Source organism: Vibrio sp. Vb0937, assembly GCF_033338855.1.
This window is the reverse complement of the sequence record NZ_JAWOTK010000008.1, coordinates 97,567-115,785: the sequence shown is the minus strand read 5'-3', so window position 1 is coordinate 115,785 and position 18,219 is coordinate 97,567. Positions and strand designations below refer to the sequence as shown.

The following is an 18,219-nucleotide window of genomic DNA, read 5'->3' as shown; positions in this document are numbered from 1 at the left end:
AATTATGCAACACGAATCTCCAATTATTCGTCGTAAATCGACGCGTATTTATGTGGGTGATGTGCCAATTGGTGATGGTGCGCCAATTGCAGTACAGTCAATGACTAACACTCGCACGACTGACGTAGAAGCGACAGTCGCTCAAATCCGAGCACTAGAAAAAGTCGGCGCAGATATCGTTCGAGTTTCTGTACCTACGATGGACGCAGCAGAAGCTTTCAAACTGATTAAACAGCAAGTTTCTGTACCATTAGTGGCTGATATTCATTTCGACTATCGTATCGCGCTGAAAGTGGCGGAGTACGGAGTTGACTGTTTACGTATCAACCCAGGTAACATCGGCAATGAAGAGCGCATTCGCGCCGTTGTTGATTGCGCTCGTGATAAAAATATCCCGATCCGTATTGGTGTCAATGGTGGATCTTTGGAAAAAGACCTACAGATGAAATACGGTGAGCCTACGCCAGAAGCCTTGGTTGAATCGGCGATGCGTCACGTAGATCATCTCGATCGTCTTAACTTTGACCAATTTAAAGTTAGCGTGAAAGCTTCAGACGTTTTTCTTGCGGTGGATTCATATCGTCTGCTGGCGAAGAAAATCGATCAGCCTCTTCATTTAGGTATCACAGAGGCGGGTGGTGCTCGAGCTGGCGCTGTTAAGTCATCTGTTGGCTTAGGTATGCTGTTATCTGAAGGGATAGGCGATACGCTGCGTATCTCTTTGGCTGCCGATCCAGTTGAAGAAATCAAAGTCGGTTTCGACATCCTTAAATCTCTGCGCATTCGCTCTCGAGGCATCAACTTTATTGCGTGCCCAAGCTGCTCACGCCAAGAATTTGATGTGATTGGTACGGTGAATGCACTGGAGCAACGTTTAGAAGACATCATCACGCCAATGGATGTGTCTATCATCGGTTGTGTGGTAAACGGCCCTGGTGAAGCAGAAGTTTCTCACTTAGGTCTAGCAGGTAGTAACAAGAAGAGCGCATTCTACGAAGATGGTAAACGCCAGAAAGAGCGCTTTGATAACGATGACCTTGTGAATAAGCTAGAAGCTAAGATCCGTGCGAAAGCAGCTATGATGAATGGCGAAAACCGCATCGAAGTTAAAGTACAAGATTAATCTCAACGAGAATTACGGTAAGTATTGTGGCAAAAACAATTCAAGCAATTCGAGGCATGAACGATTGCCTCCCAACTCAGTCGCCACTGTGGCAAAAATTAGAAAACACAGTGAAAAATGTAATTAGCGCATACGGTTATAACGAAGTGCGCATGCCAATCGTTGAAGAAACAAACCTATTCAGCCGCGCTGTTGGTGAAGAAACAGACGTCGTTTCAAAAGAAATGTACACCTTTGATGACCGTAACGGCGACAGCCTAACACTTCGCCCTGAAGGTACGGCGGGTTGTGTACGTTCATGTATCCAAAACAGCCTGATCAACCGTGATGAACAGCGTCTGTGGTACATGGGACCTATGTTCCGCCATGAACGTCCGCAGAAAGGTCGTTACCGTCAATTCCACCAGTGTGGTGTTGAGGTGTTTGGTCTAAATGGTCCAGATGTTGATGCAGAGCTTATCATGATGACGGCGCGTCTATGGCGTGAGCTAGGTATCAATGAATATGTCCGTCTTGAGCTGAACTCTATCGGTTCTCAAGAAGACCGCGCAGACTACCGTACTGCACTGGTTGCATTCCTTGAGCAACATATTGATGTGCTAGATGAAGATTGTAAGCGTCGCATGCACACGAACCCACTGCGTGTTCTGGATACGAAGAACCCAGACGTTCAAGCTATTTTAGGTGATGCGCCTCGCCTTTCAGATTACTTAGGTGAAGAATCTAAAGCACACTTCGCAGGTCTATGTGAACTTTTAGACGCCGCAGGTATCAAATACACAGTTAACGAACGTCTAGTTCGTGGTCTGGATTACTACAATCGCACGGTATTTGAGTGGATCACTGAGAGCCTAGGTGCTCAAGGCACTGTATGTGGCGGTGGTCGTTACGATGGCCTTGTAGAGCAATTAGGTGGTAAACCAACACCAGCGGTTGGCTTTGCAATGGGCCTAGAGCGTCTAGTACTGATGCTAGAAACGTTGGAACTGACAGACGTTCGTCGCAGTGTTGACGTGTACGTAGTCACAGCGGGTGAAGGCACCATGATGGCAGGAATGAAGCTAGCAGAACAGCTTCGCGAGTCTGTTCCATGCGTTCGTGTGATGAATCACTTCGGTGGCGGTAACTTCAAGAAACAGTTTAAACGCGCAGACAAAGTTGGTGCTGTTGTAGCATTAGTTCTGGGTGAAAACGAAGTTGCGGATAATACCGTAGTACTGAAAGACTTAGCTGGTGGTGAGCAAGAGACTTACAACCAAGCAGAAGTTGCAGAAAAGATCGCAGCACTGATTTAAGTCTTTTAGTAATCTAACAAAATTACATCCTAGTTCGTAAGCTAAGGCTCCCAAATGTGGAGCCTTTAAACGAAATAGGAACAATGGCAGCTAAGCTGCCATTTACATGTTTTAAGAGGACAGGAAGTGGAACTTTACGATACTGAAGAACAACAAGTTGAAGCCATTAAAGACTGGTGGAAGGAAAACGGCAAAGCCGTCATCATCGGTGCGGTTGTTGGTTTAGGTGGTCTATTCGGCTGGCGTTACTACCAGGATTCTGTGATTCAGGCGAGTGAAGCAGCTTCTCAAAGCTACACGACAGCAATGAATGCTTTGCAAGACAAAGGCACTGATGCTCAAGCTGACGTGAAAGCTTTCATTGAGTCAAATGAAGTAAAAGAATATTCAGTATTGGCTGCGCTACAACTTGCTAAAGCACAAGTTGAAGCTCAAGACCTTTCTGCTGCATTGGAGCAACTGAAGTGGGCGCAAAGCAACACTCAAGATGCTGCGTTGTTACCATTGATTAGTTACCGCATTGCGCGTATTGAGACGGAAATGGGTAACTTCGACGCTGCAACGGCAGAGCTAAGTAACGTCACTGATACAGCATGGACAGGTCGTATTGCTGAACTTCGTGGCGATATTGCGATTCGCCAAGGTGACAAAGATGCTGCGTACGCTGCGTATACTGAAGCTCAGCAAGCGGCAGATGCAAGCCCGACACTACAAATGAAATTGGACGATCTGGCGAAATAAGGACCGCATTGGATGAAAAGAGTCTTTAAGAAAGCCTTGCTAGGGGCGTTAACAATGGGAGTACTTGCCGGTTGTGCAGGTGAGAAAGACACCATTGTAATGGCGCCACTACCTCAGGTAGACAGTCAGTTTACAACCAGTAGTGAGTGGAGCACGTCGGTTGGCGATGGTGTTGGTCATTACTTTTCAAAACTATCCCCTGTATTTGCGAATGATACATTGTTCGTGGCAAGTCGTGATGGCTTAGTAAAAGCGCTGGATCCTGAGAATGGTAAACAACGTTGGCAAACGGACCTAGAAGAAGATGTCATTGCTCGTCTCTCTGGTGGTATCACAGCGGCATACGGAAACCTTTACATTGGCTCTGAGAATGGTGAAGTCATCTCTCTTGACCAAGAAACAGGTGAAATTGTTTGGCGTGTAAAAGTTGGTGGTGAGGTACTGGCGAAGCCTGTTGCAGATTCAGGCCTTATTATCATCAATACTAGCCGAGGCATGTTGATTGCCCTTAATGAGAGTACAGGTGAGCAACGCTGGGCATTGAGTACAGAAGTGCCGAACTTAACTTTACGTGGCGACAGTACTCCGACTGCAATTGGCGGCGGTGTATTTTGGGGAACGGCAAATGGCCGACTCGCAGCTGCTATCGTTGAGCGTGGTCAGTTGATTTGGCAACAGCCTGTTGGTACGCCAAAAGGCGCGACAGAAATTGATCGTTTGGTTGACGTTGATTCATCGCCAATTGTGCTAGGCGGTACTCTTTTCACCATTGGATACAATGGCCAACTTATCGCTATTGACTTGCGTTCAGCGAACCCGATTTGGAAGCGTAATTACTCATCTGCGACAGACATTTCTACAGATGGTAGCCGCATCTTTGTGATAACGGAAAAAGATCATGTTGTTGCCGTTGATTCACGAAGCGGAACTGAGTTGTGGGAAAACAGCTTGCTTGAGCACCGACAACTTACAGCGCCAGTTATTGTTGGCAATTATCTCGTTGTCGGTGACACGCTTGGTTACCTTCACTGGATGGATCGTTCAACGGGCGAATTTGTTGCGCAGCAGTTTGTCGATGATAGTGGCTTGGCAGTTGGCCCGACGTTATTGTCGGATGGTTATGTGATTACAACTCGCAACGGCGATGTAAAGAAACTAACCATTAACGAATAATATCGTGATATAATTCACATTCGGCTCCTGGCTGGTGACAGCTAGGAGCCGTTTTGTTGTTTGAATTTATTAACCCTGACGTGGTTATAGGTAAAAATCTGGTTTGATTTGGCATCGAGCAAGTCGTTACCTATAACTACAGAAGAAAGATTATTGTAGAGGTTGTTATGGTACCTGTTGTAGCTCTAGTAGGGCGTCCGAACGTAGGTAAATCTACACTATTTAACCGATTGACTCGCACTCGTGACGCGTTGGTTGCGGACTTTCCAGGCCTAACGCGAGACCGTAAATATGGCCAGGCGAGACTTGGTGAAGAGCACGAATTCATTGTGATTGATACCGGTGGTATCGATGGCACAGAAGAAGGCGTGGAAACAAAGATGGCAGAACAGTCATTAGCCGCGATTGATGAGGCTGATGTTGTGTTGTTCCTTGTTGACGGTCGTGCTGGTCTGACACCTTCAGATGAAGCAATTGCTGCGCATCTGCGTAAAATTGAAAAGCCAGCGATGCTGGTAGTAAACAAAATCGATGGTATTGATGCCGATGCGGCGTGTGCTGATTTTTGGCAGCTCGGAGTGGATGATATGTACCAGATTGCGGCTGCTCATGGCCGTGGTGTGACCGCTTTGCTTGAGCGTGCTTTATCTCCATTCTTTGATGATCTATTAACAAGTGAATCTGAAGAAGGTGAGATTGAAGACCTGACTGGATTCGAAGACGAAGAGCCTCTTGTTGAAGATTACACTGAAGAAGACGCAGAAGCTGAATTCAAGCGCCTTCAAGAGCAGCCGATTAAGTTGGCGATCATCGGTCGTCCGAATGTAGGTAAATCGACACTGACTAACCGTATTCTGGGTGAAGAACGTGTGGTTGTATACGATATGCCAGGTACAACGCGCGATTCTATCTACATCCCGATGGAACGTGATGGACGCGAATACGTACTAATTGACACCGCAGGTGTTCGTCGTCGTGGTCGTATCAATGAAACGGTTGAAAAGTTCTCTGTTGTTAAGACGCTGAAAGCGGTAGAAGATGCAAACGTCGTTCTACTGGTGATTGATGCACGTGAAAATATTTCAGACCAAGACCTAAGCTTGCTTGGTTTTGCACTGAATGCTGGCCGCTCAATTGTCATCGCCGTTAACAAGTGGGATGGTCTAGACAGTGACGTGAAAGAAAGCGTGAAGAAAGAACTGGACCGCCGTCTAGGATTCGTCGATTTCGCGCGTATCCACTTTATCTCTGCGCTGCACGGTACTGGCGTTGGTCACTTGTTTGAATCTATCCAAGAAGCATATAACTCGGCGACAACGCGCGTGGGTACGTCAGTACTGACGCGTATCATGAAGATGGCAGTGGATGATCACCAGCCGCCAATGGTTCGTGGTCGTCGTATCAAACTCAAATACGCACACGCAGGTGGCTACAACCCACCGATCGTTGTTATCCACGGTAACATGGTTCGTGAATTGCCAGATTCGTATAAACGTTATCTGATGAACTACTTCCGTAAGTCTCTGGAAATTATGGGAACACCGATTCGCATTAACTTCCACAATAGTGATAACCCATACGAGAACCGTACGAATAAGCTTACGCTATCACAAGAGCGTAAACGTAAGCGTATGATGTCGATGGTGAAAAACCGCAATAAATAATGAAATTCGAATACCCAAGTTTCTACTTGGGTATTTTTTTATCAAAAGTAATCGTAAAAATGACTATCACAGCAACAAAGACTCGTTTTTGTCATCAAACATGGCAATTAGAAGCACAAATACAGCTCGTTCAATCTACGGAAAAAGTGACTTACGTTATTACAGATGTCACGCCGTTCCATCCCGTTAGTCACATATGGCCGGATCACCCTGCAGACAAAGGAACGTTGAAGGTGAATGGGGCTGAGCATGACGTAGTAGATTGCCAAGTTGGAGCAGTGGAGCAGGAGAGTGGTGCTTTGTATGTGGGTAGTGACATCCCTGTAAAGCGTGATGCTGAAGGTTGGGTGTTTGTCGTCGTGCATGTTTTATCACGTACGGAATCATTTGCAATTAATGACTTGGTAACATTAGCGGTAGATAAACACTATCAAAATGCTGTGAGTCGAGGCCACACTGCAGGACACTTAGCGTATTTGGCGTTGAATAAAGTACTATCGGAAGACTATTGGCGAAAAGACGCAGACCGCAAAGACCCACATGGTTATTATGACTTTAATAGCTATGCGCAAGTTACTAGTTATGTCACTCCAGACAAGTGCCTCGATACGTACCGTTTAGGCAAAACACTCCGTAAAAGAGGATTAAACAGTGCAGATATGCTGAATGACCTCCAGGCGATTGCAGAAAAAGTGAATGGCCAACTGGTTGAATGGCTTCAAAGAGATGCGATGATCACCATGGAATGCCACGGCGATAGATTAACGGATTCTCGCTATTGGAAGTGCGATTTAGGGGAAGGTCAATTAGCGGTAATCCCTTGTGGTGGAACGCATGCGAGCCATTTAAATGAGTTTGCTTTTATCCAAGTTAAACTCGTTGAGCTCGACGCTCAAACTATCGAAATGCACACCAATGTAAACACTGCTTTCTGAATAAGATCTTTTTATTAAATTCTAATTTTTCGTTTAATTAAATCCCTATAGGGTTTTTTATTCTGCCTTAAATTGGAATGCAGAATATGTAACTTATGCTTTCGGTGTGTGGTTATATAAATATTCTTTTAAGGGGTGATCGCTGATCAAGGAGTAAATATCAGACGATCAGTATAAGATCCTACGTATCAAGTATGATTATCGCCTCGTGAAACTTGTTAGGGCGGTGATGAAGATCAACATACTTGTTCGTTATTTTGAGTAGCATGCGTTACTCGAAATTGCTTAGTTTAGAGAGAGGAACGGGATATGCAGCAGAACATTTGCCCGACTTGCAATGTCGAACTGGAATGGACAGGACAATACCATTGTGAACAGTGTGAATCGGATTTTAAAAAAGTAGGTTTTTGCCCTGATTGTGAGGCGGAGCTGGAGAAGCTGCAAGCATGCGGTGCTGCGAGTTACTTTTGCAATGTGTGTAATGAACTCAAGTCAAAATCACGTGTCCGATTTGAGTTCCAGAAAATCAGTTAACCAGAGTTTGTATTCAGTTAACGGTAGAGCGAACGTCGCCTTCGGCTAATCGAGTAATCAATACATCTCCCGATTTTACATCTGAAGATTGAGTAATCACTTTACCTTGCTCAGTTTGAGTAATTGAGTAACCTCGTTTCAATGTCGCTAGTGGGCTGACGGTGTCTAACTTTTCTGCGGCAATCGCGAGTTGATGGCGCATAGTCAGTAATTTGCGATCCATTGCATCCATGAGCTTTTGCTCAACACGTTCTAGCTTCGACTTCTGCTCGGCAAGGCGTGTTACAGGAGAATTTAATTGCAGCCGATAATGTTGACGCTCGATTCGCTGTTGACGCAAGGCAATAAAACGACTCATCGCTCGCTTTAAGCGCATGTCCAACTCATCTAACTGTTGCGTCTGACGTTGCAAGCGATAGCTTGGGTGCTGTCTCTCTAGACGGTGCACTAATTGAGCAGATTGCTGCTTTTGTTGTGCTAGGTAGTAACGCATCGCGCTCGCTAACTTATGCTGGCGGGTAACTAAAGCTTGATCTTTGTGGCTGTTATCACGGCTTACTAGCTCAGCGGCTGCTGATGGAGTAGGCGCGCGTACGTCGGCGACAAAATCAGCTATTGTCACGTCAACTTCATGTCCAACGGCGCTAATAATAGGAATTTGGCTTGCTGCAATCGTGCGAGCTAATATCTCGTTGTTAAAGCACCATAAGTCTTCTAATGAACCACCACCTCGGCCCACAATTAGCACATCACATTCATCACGGCTGTTAGCGCGACCAATGGCTTGTGCAATTTGAATGGCTGCGTCCTCACCTTGTACCACTGTCGGATAAATCACAACAGGTAGGGAAGGATCACGACGTTTCAATACGTCTAAGATATCGTAAAGCGCGGCACCAGTTTTCGATGTGATGACGCCAACACGTTTAGGGTGCTCAGGCAAAGATTGCTTATTGATTTGCGCGAACAACCCTTCTGCTGCAAGCTTCATTTTCAGCTCTTCAAACTCTTGTTGAAGACGGCCATCACCTTCCGGTTGCATGCTTTCGATGATCAATTGGTAGTCACCGCGAGGCTCATAAAGAGACAGACGAGCTTTTACTAGGACTTGATTACCGTTAGCGGGTTTGAAAGTAATGCGGCGATTGTTACCACGAAACATGGCACATTTAACTTGAGCGCGAGAGTCTTTAAGAGTTAGGTACCAGTGACCAGAGACAGGAGCTGAAAAGTTGGATATCTCTCCGACGAGCCAAACGATCCCCATTTCGTTTTCAAGGAGTAAACGAACTTCTGCGTTGAGACGAGAAACAGTAAAGATGTTTTGATTGGTCTTGGAGAGCACAGCTAATCTCTTAGACGTGAGTATGGAAATTAGCGGCAATATAATACATAGCAAGGGGGTAATTGCAAGAAAAAAATTAAAAAATTTGTGGTCAAGCGATTGCGTTAACCGTATAATCCCTCCGCAATATCTAATCCAAATGTAGCTAGTTGCTAACGCAGGTTACCCTCATTATGCGAAACGATGAGATTGGATTGTTCTTTTTACTCCTCTAATTGTGAGATATTGCAAATGCTAAGAATTGCCAAAGAAGCGCTGACATTCGATGACGTACTACTTGTGCCAGCACACTCCACCGTTCTCCCAAACACAGCTGATCTTCGCACTCAGCTAACTAAGAACATCACCCTAAACATCCCAATGATTTCAGCGTCTATGGACACTGTTACTGAAGCTCGTCTAGCAATTGCGCTAGCGCAAGAGGGTGGCATTGGCTTTATCCACAAGAACATGTCTATTGAGCAGCAGGCAGCCGAAGTTCGTAAAGTTAAGAAGTTCGAAGCTGGTATGGTAACTGACGCGGTTACTGTAAACCCTGACGCGACCATCGCTGATGTTGTTGCACTCACTGAAAAGCATGGTTTTGCAGGTTTCCCTGTTGTCACTGAGAGCAATGAGCTTGTTGGTATTATCACTGGTCGTGACGTTCGTTTTGTGACGGACCTTTCTAAGAAAGTATCTTCAGTAATGACGCCAAAAGAGAAGTTGGCAGCAGTTAAAGAAGGTGCAACACGAGAAGAAGTGCAAGAGAAAATGCACGAAGCTCGTGTAGAGAAAGTATTGGTTGTGAATGATGAGTTCCAACTAACCGGTATGATTACTGCGAAAGACTTCCACAAAGCAGAACGTAAACCAAACGCATGTAAAGATGAGCGTGGTCGCCTACGTGTTGGCGCAGCCGTTGGTGCTGGCGCTGGTAACGAAGAGCGTGTTGCTGCTCTAGTTGAAGCAGGCGTTGACATTCTACTTATCGACTCTTCACACGGACATTCTGAAGGTGTTCTAAACCGCATTCGCGAAACACGTGCAGCTTACCCAGATCTAGACATCATCGGTGGTAACGTAGCAACAGGTGCTGGTGCTAAAGCACTAATCGAAGCTGGCGTAAGCGCAGTGAAAGTTGGTATCGGCCCTGGTTCTATCTGTACAACTCGTATTGTAACGGGTGTAGGAGTTCCACAAATCACTGCAATCGCAGATGCGGCAGAAGTGGCTAATGATTATGGTATTCCGGTTATTGCTGACGGTGGTATCCGTTTCTCAGGTGATATCTGTAAAGCAATCGTAGCTGGCGCATCATGTGTGATGGTTGGTTCTATGTTTGCTGGTACTGAAGAAGCGCCGGGTGAAGTAATTCTATACAATGGCCGTTCTTACAAGTCTTACCGCGGCATGGGTTCTCTTGGTGCTATGTCTCAAGGTTCTTCTGACCGTTACTTCCAGTCTGACAACGCAGCGGACAAGCTAGTACCAGAAGGTATTGAAGGTCGTATCGCATACAAAGGCCGTCTAAAAGAGATCGTACACCAACAAATGGGTGGTCTACGTTCAAGCATGGGTCTAACTGGTTCTGCAACTATCGAAGATATGCGTACGAAAGCTGAATTTGTACGTATCTCTGGTGCAGGTATGCAAGAGTCTCATGTACACGATGTTCAAATTACTAAGGAAGCGCCGAACTACCGTCTAGGGAACTAGAACTACCGTCTAGGGAACTAATTACCCAACGGAAACGTTTGCTTTTTCCTTGAAGCATTAAGAAGAGGCGAGTACACTCGCCTCGGTTTTAATCACTTAGCCTTAAAAAGACTGCTCAAAATGACTAAAAATATCCATGACCAACGTATTCTGATCTTGGACTTCGGTTCTCAGTACACTCAATTAGTAGCACGCCGCGTACGTGAAATCGGCGTTTACTGTGAACTATGGAGCTGGGATGTAGAAGAAGCGGATATTCGCGAATTCAACCCAGATGGCATTATCCTATCTGGCGGTCCAGAAAGCGTAACGGAAGAGAACTCTCCACGCGCGCCTCAATATGTGTTTGACTCTGGCGTTCCTCTACTTGGCGTATGTTACGGCATGCAAACTATGGCGGAACAACTAGGAGGCAAAGTAGCGGGCTCTAACGAACGTGAGTTTGGCTACGCTCAGGTTAAAGTTTCTGGTGAATGTGCTCTATTTAAAGACCTTGAAGCAACTCAAGACGTTTGGATGAGCCATGGCGACAAAGTAGTAGAGATCCCAGCCGATTTCGTAAAAGTTGGTGAGACAGACACTTGTCCTTACGCTGCGATGGCGAACGAAGAGAAGAAATACTACGGTGTTCAGTTCCACCCAGAAGTGACACACACAAAAGGTGGCCTACAAATGCTTGAGAACTTTGTTCTTGGAGTATGTGGCTGTGAGCGTCTATGGACTTCGGAATCTATCATCGAAGACGCGGTTGCTCGCATTAAAGAGCAAGTGGGTGACGACGAAGTTATCCTAGGTCTATCTGGTGGTGTTGATTCATCGGTAGTTGCGATGCTGGTTCACCGCGCAATCGGCGACAAGCTAACGTGTGTATTTGTTGATAACGGTCTACTTCGTCTAAACGAAGGTCAACAAGTAATGGATATGTTCGGCGACCAATTTGGTTTGAACATCATCAAAGTTGACGCTGAAGAACGCTTCCTAAAAGCACTTGAAGGCAAGTCTGACCCAGAAGAGAAGCGTAAGACTATCGGTCACGTATTCGTAGATGTATTCGATGAAGAGTCTAAGAAGCTGAAAAACGCGAAATGGCTAGCTCAAGGTACGATTTACCCTGATGTAATCGAGTCAGCTGCATCTAAGACTGGTAAAGCGCACGTGATCAAATCGCACCACAACGTGGGCGGTCTTCCAGATGACATGGAAATGGGTCTTGTTGAGCCACTACGTGAGCTGTTCAAAGATGAAGTTCGTAAGATTGGTCTAGAATTAGGCCTGCCTTACAACATGCTTTACCGCCACCCATTCCCAGGTCCTGGTCTAGGTGTTCGTGTTCTTGGTGAAATCAAGAAAGAGTACTGCGACTTGCTACGCCGTGCTGATGCTATCTTTATTGAAGAGCTTCACGCAGCTGATCTATACAACAAAGTATCTCAAGCGTTTACGGTATTCCTACCAGTACGTTCTGTTGGTGTAATGGGCGATGGCCGTAAATACGACTGGGTTGTATCACTGCGTGCAGTAGAAACTATCGACTTTATGACGGCACACTGGGCGCACCTACCATATGAGTTCCTTGGTAAGGTATCTAACCGTATTATCAACGAAGTTGATGGCATTTCTCGTGTTGTTTACGACATTTCTGGTAAGCCACCAGCGACTATCGAGTGGGAATAATTTTCCTCTAGACAGTTGAGTTTATAAGAACCAGCCTTCGGGCTGGTTTTTTTGTACTTCAAGTTTGTGAAGAGGTGGCTCAACTTTTTTGTGAGAGATATATACATGCGGTTAAATTAAATATATATTCATTTTAATTGTTTAATTATCATAAATGGTATTGCTATGGAACAGGCTGACGTTACCTCTCTCATTCCCATCCTTATTACTCTTTTCCTCGCGCTGACCACAAGAAATGTCGTTGTTGGTTTATTCGCCGGTGTGGTGAGTGGTGTCGCTATGCTTGAAGGGACATTTGTCGAAAAAGGGCCACTAGACTCGTTTAGTGCATTGATGAAAAGCTATCTACTGCCGCAATTAACTGACAGCTACAATGCGGGCGTCATTTTGCTCTTGGTCTTTATTGGTGGCTTTGTTGCCTTGATGGAGAAATCTGGCGGTGGTGTGGCGTTTGCTAAAAAGGTCACTCAATGGGTGGCGAGTAAGTGCCAAGCTCAACTGTCCGCATGGTTCGGTGGTGTGGTTATTTTCTTCTCTGACCTTGGTACACCACTGATTGTTGGCCCTGTTTTTCGCCCTTTATTTGATAAGTTAAAAGTATCACGCCAAAAATTAGCTTTTATTATCGACTCTACTTCCTCTCCCGTCGCAATCTTGATCCCTTTTATCGGATGGGGCGTTTACATCATGGGATTGATTCAAAAAGAGTTTACTGCCCTGAATGTCAGTATGAGTGATTGGGATGCTTTCATTGGTGCGATCCCGTATCAGTTTTACGCCTTTCTTGCGATCGCGATTGTGCCGATTGTCTCTTTCTTCAAATTAGATTTCGGACCGATGGCGAAGGCTGAACAACTAGCAGAGCAGGGCTCCGACTTTGGGAAAGTGCAGGAGTCCATGAATGTGTTTACGCATAAAAATGCAAAATCTAGTTTTGTATGGGCACCTTTGCTCGTTATGCTGGTGGTTCTATGTACCATCCTCGTGCCACACGGTTTTCCATTTCAAAAAGTAGCAGGCTCAACGTTCAGGGCTGCACTTTCTTCGGCATATTTCTTCGCAGCCTTTACTTTGATTGCGCTGATGGCGTTTTATGGCGTAAGAAAACTCTCTGATGGCATTCAGGTTTACCTAAAAGGGATGTCGAACATGATGTCTGTAGCCGTGATTTTGGTATTGGCTTGGGCACTTAGCTCGGTTGGGAAAGAATTAGGTGCAGCTGCATACATTGCTGAACAAGCTCAAGCCGGTTTCCCGTACTGGCTATTGCCAGCAGTCGCCTTTTTGCTTGCTGGTGTTATCTCATTCGCTACGGGATCATCTTGGGGGACGTTCGCCATCATGATGCCATTAGTGATCCCAACTGCCGTTGCGATTGATGCACCACTGTTGGTTTGTATTGGTGCGGTATTATCTGGTGGCTTGTTTGGCGATCACTGTTCTCCCATCTCTGAAACTACGATTTTGTCGTCGACAGGAGCGGGGTGTGAACAGTATGAGCACTTCCGTACACAATTGCCCTACGCATTACTCAATGGAATGATCGCATTAGGGTGTTTTCTTTTAGCTGGAATCAACGCCTCACCAGTGATTGTGCTTGCCGCAATTATTTCTCAGTGTGTGGTTTATTTTGTGCTGTCTAAACAAAAGTCAACCGCGAAGCTAGAGGTGGTTTCGGCAGAACAATAAAGAGAGAAACATCACAAAGCGGAGGCTCACAGGGTCTCCGCTTTTCTTTTGAGTCAAGGTAACATTTTTCTTGTGACAAAATGTGTGTGAGGACCTATTTATTCATTTTGTCTCGCAGAATCAACGTACTTGGCTCGGTGTTTCGTATATATGATCCACTATATGTCTAGTTATTCCTCGTATATTGTATTGTTGAAATCCGGAGACTAGACATGTTTGCACTCAAACATCTTCCTCTTGCATTGAGTTGTGTCTTAGCAGCACAAGTGAATGCGAGTATGAATATTCAGCCCGATCCGCAAAATCCGAATGGTTATGTTATTGCTCGTGGTGACGTTCAAGCCGTAGAGCAAAGCAAAACTTCTGATCCTATGTATGCCATTTGGTCACAAGCATTAGAGACACGCCCGAACTCAGTGGTTGAAGCGATTGTTCCAGGGGCGGCAACCAACCCAGAAAACGTGAAGCGTGTAGAGCGTGTATTCCCCGAAAGTGAGTGGGACTTCCTGACTCAAATGGCGGCACCTGAATACACTTACACGCGTTTCCTACGTGCAATTGGTAAGTTCCCTGCATTCTGTGGTGAGTACACAGACGGTCGTGATTCGGATGCAATTTGTAAAAAATCGATCGTGACAGCGTTTGCTCACTTTGCACAAGAAACCGGTGGCCATATTTCGATTGATAACGTATCGGATAATCCGCTAGGGTTGGAAGAGTGGCAGCAAGCTTTGGTGCATGTGCGAGAAATGGGATGGTCTGAAGGGCAAGAAGGTTACACAACAGGTTGTGGTCAAAATGACTGGCAAAACAAACGCTGGCCATGTGAGTCTGGACAAGGTTACTTTGGACGTGGTGCAAAGCAGCTTTCTTACCATTTTAACTATGGCGCGTTCTCTGAAGTGATGTTTGATGGCGATGCATCTGTATTGCTGAAAAATCCAGGCTTGGTTGCGGATTCGTGGCTGAACTTAGCATCGGCTATCTGGTTCTTCCTAACCCCACAAGCACCGAAACCTGCAATGCTACATGTGATTGACCGTACTTGGGTGCCTTCACAGCGTGAGCTTGATGCTGGCATTGGTTACGGCTTTGGTACCACCATCAACGTGATCAATGGTGGTATTGAGTGTGGTGAGCAAAACAAGGATAAAGGTCAACCTGTTAACCGTATTCGCTATTGGGAAGGTCTTGCCGCCCATTATCAAATTCCAATTGAAGCTGATGAAACAAACACTTGTTGGCAGCAGACGCCTTACGGCAGCTTAAATCTGAATGGTGCGACAGACGTGTTGTACACCAACTGGGATGGGAACTGGAAATACTACTCAGATCGTCCTGGAGGTCACTCATTTGAATGTGAGCTTGTTGGTTTCCAAACGGCTTATTCTGCGCTAGTTGCGGGTGATTATGAGAAATGTGTAACTAACTTCTACCAATCTCATGCGGGTTGGCCAGAAGTTCGTGTAGTTGACAAGTTAGATCCAGTGGATCCGGTCGATCCGCCTGTAGGTGGTGTGGCAGCTTGGGATTCTGGCAAAGTATATAACACGGGGGAACAAGTCTCTTACCAAGGTGCTGTTTACGAAGCGAAATGGTGGTCACAAGGTAATGAGCCAACGAAAGGAGACCCGTGGAAGCTGGTTTCAGGCACTCCTACGGAGCCGCCTACAACGGAACCTGAACCACCGGTGACTGAGCCAGAGCCGCCCGTCACAGAACCTGAGCCGCCAGTAACCGAGCCAGAACCACCAGTGACAGGCAATTTTATTCAGTGGGAGCCGGGTGTAACGCAAGTCGCTAACGGCGATAAAGTGACGTACCAAAACAAATGTTTTGTTGCGAAAAATGGCCCAGGAGTGTGGGAAAGCCCAACGCAAAGCAACTGGTTCTGGGACGAGATTTCTTGTCAGTGATTGAGTGAAAAACAACCTAACTATCTATAAAGACTCTGCTTTTTTGCAGGGTCTTTTTTTATATATGTAGTGGTTTATTTATGGAATCTAAGTTTTCAATAACAGCTTTTCTCTTTTGTTCTGGAGCCCATTAAAATTCGCGCGCATTTTTTATCAACATTTTTGAAAAAAGGTATTTGTACATGTCGACAAAACTGGCTAACCCAGCACCGCTAGGTCTAATGGGTTTCGGTATGACCACTATTCTGCTCAATATTCATAATGCAGGATTTTTCCCAATTGACTCTATGATCCTAGCGATGGGCATCTTTTACGGTGGCCTTAGCCAAGTAATCGTTGGCATCATGTGCTTTAAACGCGGTGATACATTCGGCACAACTGCGTTTACTTCTTACGGTCTATTTTGGCTAACATTGGTTGGTCTAATCGTAATGCCTCACATGGGTCTTCCTGCAAGCCCTGCAAGCTTTATGGGTTGGTACCTAGCGCTTTGGGGCATCTTCACTGGTTTCATGTTCATTGGTTCTCTATGTTACCCAACAGCGAAGCAAGTGGTATTTGGTTCTCTAACTATCCTGTTCTTCTTGCTTGCTGCTCGTGATTTCACTGGTAGCGAAGTGATCGGTGCTATCGCTGGCTTCGAGGGTATCTTCTGTGGCGCAAGTGCAATTTACTTCGCAATGGCGCAAGTACTGAACAACGAATTTGGTCGTGAAGTGTTACCTGTGGGTAAAGCAAAAATCGCTCGTAAAGTTGAAGCGGTTATCGCCTAAGCTGTTACTCATAAAGAAGAAAGGGGGATTAACCATTGGTTAATCCCCCTTTTTTATGTCCTTAATCGGACCACTGCTTTTTCTTATTTATGTGATAACGCTATGTTGATGGTTGCTCAACAGTTTCTGCGCTATTGCTGTCTGCCGTTGGTGCTTTACCCGTTTTACGTCGGTACTTATCTTCCCAGTAATCTGCGCCTTTAATGCCCAGTGCAACAGGGTTAAATGTAAAATCGGTCACACCACGTTTTTGTTGCTCTTCGTAGTCGTTCAGTGCTTTGAGTGCAGGCTTCGACATAAAGAAGATGATCAAAATACCGATGATGTTTAGCCACGCCATCAGTCCTACACCTACATCACCCATCGCCCATGCTAAGTTGGCGGTTTTCACGGTTCCGTAGAACACGGATGAAATAATGATGACTTTCAGAATAAACATCAGTCCATTTACTTTGAACGTACGACGAATGTAAGCAATGTTCGTTTCTGCAATGTAGTAGTAAGCCAGAATGGTCGTAAACGCGAAGAAGAATAGAGCGATTGCGATGAATGGTTTACCCACGCCAGGTAGTGCGCTTTCGATCGCCATCTGTGTAAACACAGGGCCATTTGCACCAATATCCGCTGGTAGGTTTTGAACCAGGAATGTACCTTCAATCGCACCATTTACGTTGTACGCGCCAGTGATAAGAATCATGAACGCGGTTGCTGAACACACAAGTAGTGTATCGATGTAAATAGAGAAAGATTGAACAAGACCTTGCTGAGCAGGGTGATCAACACTCGCTGCTGCTGCTGCGTGAGGACCAGTACCTTGACCTGCTTCGTTGGAGTAGACACCACGTTTTACACCCCAGCCAATTGCTGCACCAACGCCTGCCATTGGTGTGAACGCGTCACCAATAATCATGCCGAAAATGCGCGGAACCTCACCAATGTTTAGAAGGATGATGACAAACGCAGTAATGATGTAAGCTAACGCCATAAATGGCACAACGACTTGGGTAAAGTTCGCGATACGCTTTACACCACCAAAAATGATGAAGGCCAAAATGACACAAACAACCGTACCAGTGAAAATTTTAGCAAAACTGAAGGTACCAATAGCGGTTTCAATCATGTCACCTGAGCCAAATGCGGCTTCTACTGCGTTACCGATACTGTTCGATTGAACGCCAGGAAGTAGAACACCACAAGCAAAGATGGTCGCGATAGCAAAGATCCAAGCGTACCACTTTTGTCCCATTGCTTTCTCAATATAGTAAGCAGGGCCACCACGGAACTCGCCTTCGTCTTCTTCTTTATAAATTTGTGCAAGTGTTGATTCTGCGTATGCGGTTGCAGCGCCAAAGAAGGCCACGACCCACATCCAGAATACGGCGCCTGGGCCACCGAAACCGATAGCAGCGGCAACACCAGCAATGTTACCTGTACCTACACGGCCAGACAGTGAAACGGCAAGTGCCTGAAATGATGATATCCCTTTTGTTGAACTCTTCCCAGAAAGTAATAAGCGCCACATCTCAAAGAAGTGACGAATTTGTACAAAACGCGTCATGATTGAATAGAACAAACCTGCGCCAAGGCACAAATAGATCAGTACCGGGCTCCAAATAATTCCATTCAGAAAATCAACTAATGACTGCATGAGTATTTTCC

General features: G+C 45.7%; 14 protein-coding genes. 12 read left to right on the top strand and 2 right to left on the bottom strand.

All coding sequences use genetic code 11. The annotated features are described in order from the left end of the window. Positions 1 to 4 precede the first annotated feature (4 nt). The 7 genes from ispG to R7P67_RS13125 all read left to right on the top strand — a co-directional run bounded on the left by ispG (position 5) and on the right by R7P67_RS13125 (position 7,465). Entirely contained in the window at positions 5 to 1,123 is a 1,119-nt protein-coding gene (ispG, locus tag R7P67_RS13155; RefSeq protein WP_005381699.1) for a flavodoxin-dependent (E)-4-hydroxy-3-methylbut-2-enyl-diphosphate synthase, read from the top strand. Positions 1,124 to 1,149: 26 nt separating this feature from the next. Next, the gene (gene hisS / locus R7P67_RS13150; protein ID WP_262653846.1) at positions 1,150 to 2,418 is read left to right on the top strand and encodes a histidine--tRNA ligase; all 1,269 of its coding nucleotides are present in this window, start codon (positions 1,150 to 1,152) and stop codon (positions 2,416 to 2,418) included. A 126-nt stretch (positions 2,419 to 2,544) separates the two neighbouring features. Then, positions 2,545 to 3,159: a YfgM family protein gene (locus tag R7P67_RS13145; protein WP_005381697.1), complete on the top strand. Its 615-nt coding sequence runs from the start codon at positions 2,545 to 2,547 to the stop codon at positions 3,157 to 3,159. Between the two features lie 12 nt (positions 3,160 to 3,171). Beyond that, the gene (gene bamB / locus R7P67_RS13140) at positions 3,172 to 4,332 is read left to right on the top strand and encodes an outer membrane protein assembly factor BamB (protein ID WP_005381696.1); all 1,161 of its coding nucleotides are present in this window, start codon (positions 3,172 to 3,174) and stop codon (positions 4,330 to 4,332) included. Between the two features lie 167 nt (positions 4,333 to 4,499). Next, on the top strand, positions 4,500 to 5,996 hold the full coding sequence (gene der, locus R7P67_RS13135; protein ID WP_017820569.1) for a ribosome biogenesis GTPase Der: 1,497 nt from the start codon (positions 4,500 to 4,502) through the stop codon (positions 5,994 to 5,996). Positions 5,997 to 6,055: 59 nt separating this feature from the next. Then, entirely contained in the window at positions 6,056 to 6,931 is an 876-nt protein-coding gene (locus R7P67_RS13130; protein WP_262653844.1) for an alanyl-tRNA editing protein, read from the top strand. Between the two features lie 309 nt (positions 6,932 to 7,240). After that, positions 7,241 to 7,465, top strand: a complete 225-nt coding sequence (locus R7P67_RS13125; RefSeq protein ID WP_031780210.1) for a zinc ribbon domain-containing protein — start codon at positions 7,241 to 7,243, stop codon at positions 7,463 to 7,465. A 13-nt stretch (positions 7,466 to 7,478) separates the two neighbouring features. Here the strand turns inward: R7P67_RS13125 and xseA are convergent, their stop codons facing one another. Further along, positions 7,479 to 8,810 carry an exodeoxyribonuclease VII large subunit gene (gene xseA, locus R7P67_RS13120; protein WP_262653842.1) on the bottom strand — a complete coding sequence of 444 codons (1,332 nt, stop codon included), beginning with the start codon at positions 8,808 to 8,810 and terminating at the stop codon, positions 7,479 to 7,481. A 231-nt stretch (positions 8,811 to 9,041) separates the two neighbouring features. Here xseA and guaB point away from each other — a divergent pair, with 231 nt between their 5' ends. The 5 genes from guaB (at position 9,042) to R7P67_RS13095 (ending at position 16,560) form a co-directional block, all read left to right on the top strand. After that, entirely contained in the window at positions 9,042 to 10,508 is a 1,467-nt protein-coding gene (guaB, locus tag R7P67_RS13115) for an IMP dehydrogenase (protein ID WP_017633908.1), read from the top strand. Positions 10,509 to 10,628: 120 nt separating this feature from the next. Continuing rightward, positions 10,629 to 12,182 (top strand): glutamine-hydrolyzing GMP synthase, encoded by a 1,554-nt coding sequence (gene guaA, locus R7P67_RS13110; protein WP_262653839.1) that lies wholly within the window; start codon positions 10,629 to 10,631, stop codon positions 12,180 to 12,182. Positions 12,183 to 12,347: 165 nt separating this feature from the next. After that, positions 12,348 to 13,871, top strand: coding sequence for a Na+/H+ antiporter NhaC family protein (locus R7P67_RS13105; protein WP_054730033.1), 1,524 nt, complete (start codon positions 12,348 to 12,350; stop codon positions 13,869 to 13,871). A gap of 212 nt (positions 13,872 to 14,083) precedes the next feature. Continuing rightward, entirely contained in the window at positions 14,084 to 15,787 is a 1,704-nt protein-coding gene (locus tag R7P67_RS13100; RefSeq protein WP_262592590.1) for a chitinase, read from the top strand. A 182-nt stretch (positions 15,788 to 15,969) separates the two neighbouring features. Continuing rightward, a complete protein-coding gene (locus R7P67_RS13095) occupies positions 15,970 to 16,560 on the top strand; it encodes an acetate uptake transporter (protein WP_005381682.1) in 591 nt (196 codons plus the stop codon). A gap of 100 nt (positions 16,561 to 16,660) precedes the next feature. Here the strand turns inward: R7P67_RS13095 and R7P67_RS13090 are convergent, their stop codons facing one another. After that, on the bottom strand, positions 16,661 to 18,208 hold the full coding sequence (locus R7P67_RS13090) for an alanine/glycine:cation symporter family protein (RefSeq protein WP_005381681.1): 1,548 nt from the start codon (positions 18,206 to 18,208) through the stop codon (positions 16,661 to 16,663). Positions 18,209 to 18,219 lie beyond the last annotated feature (11 nt).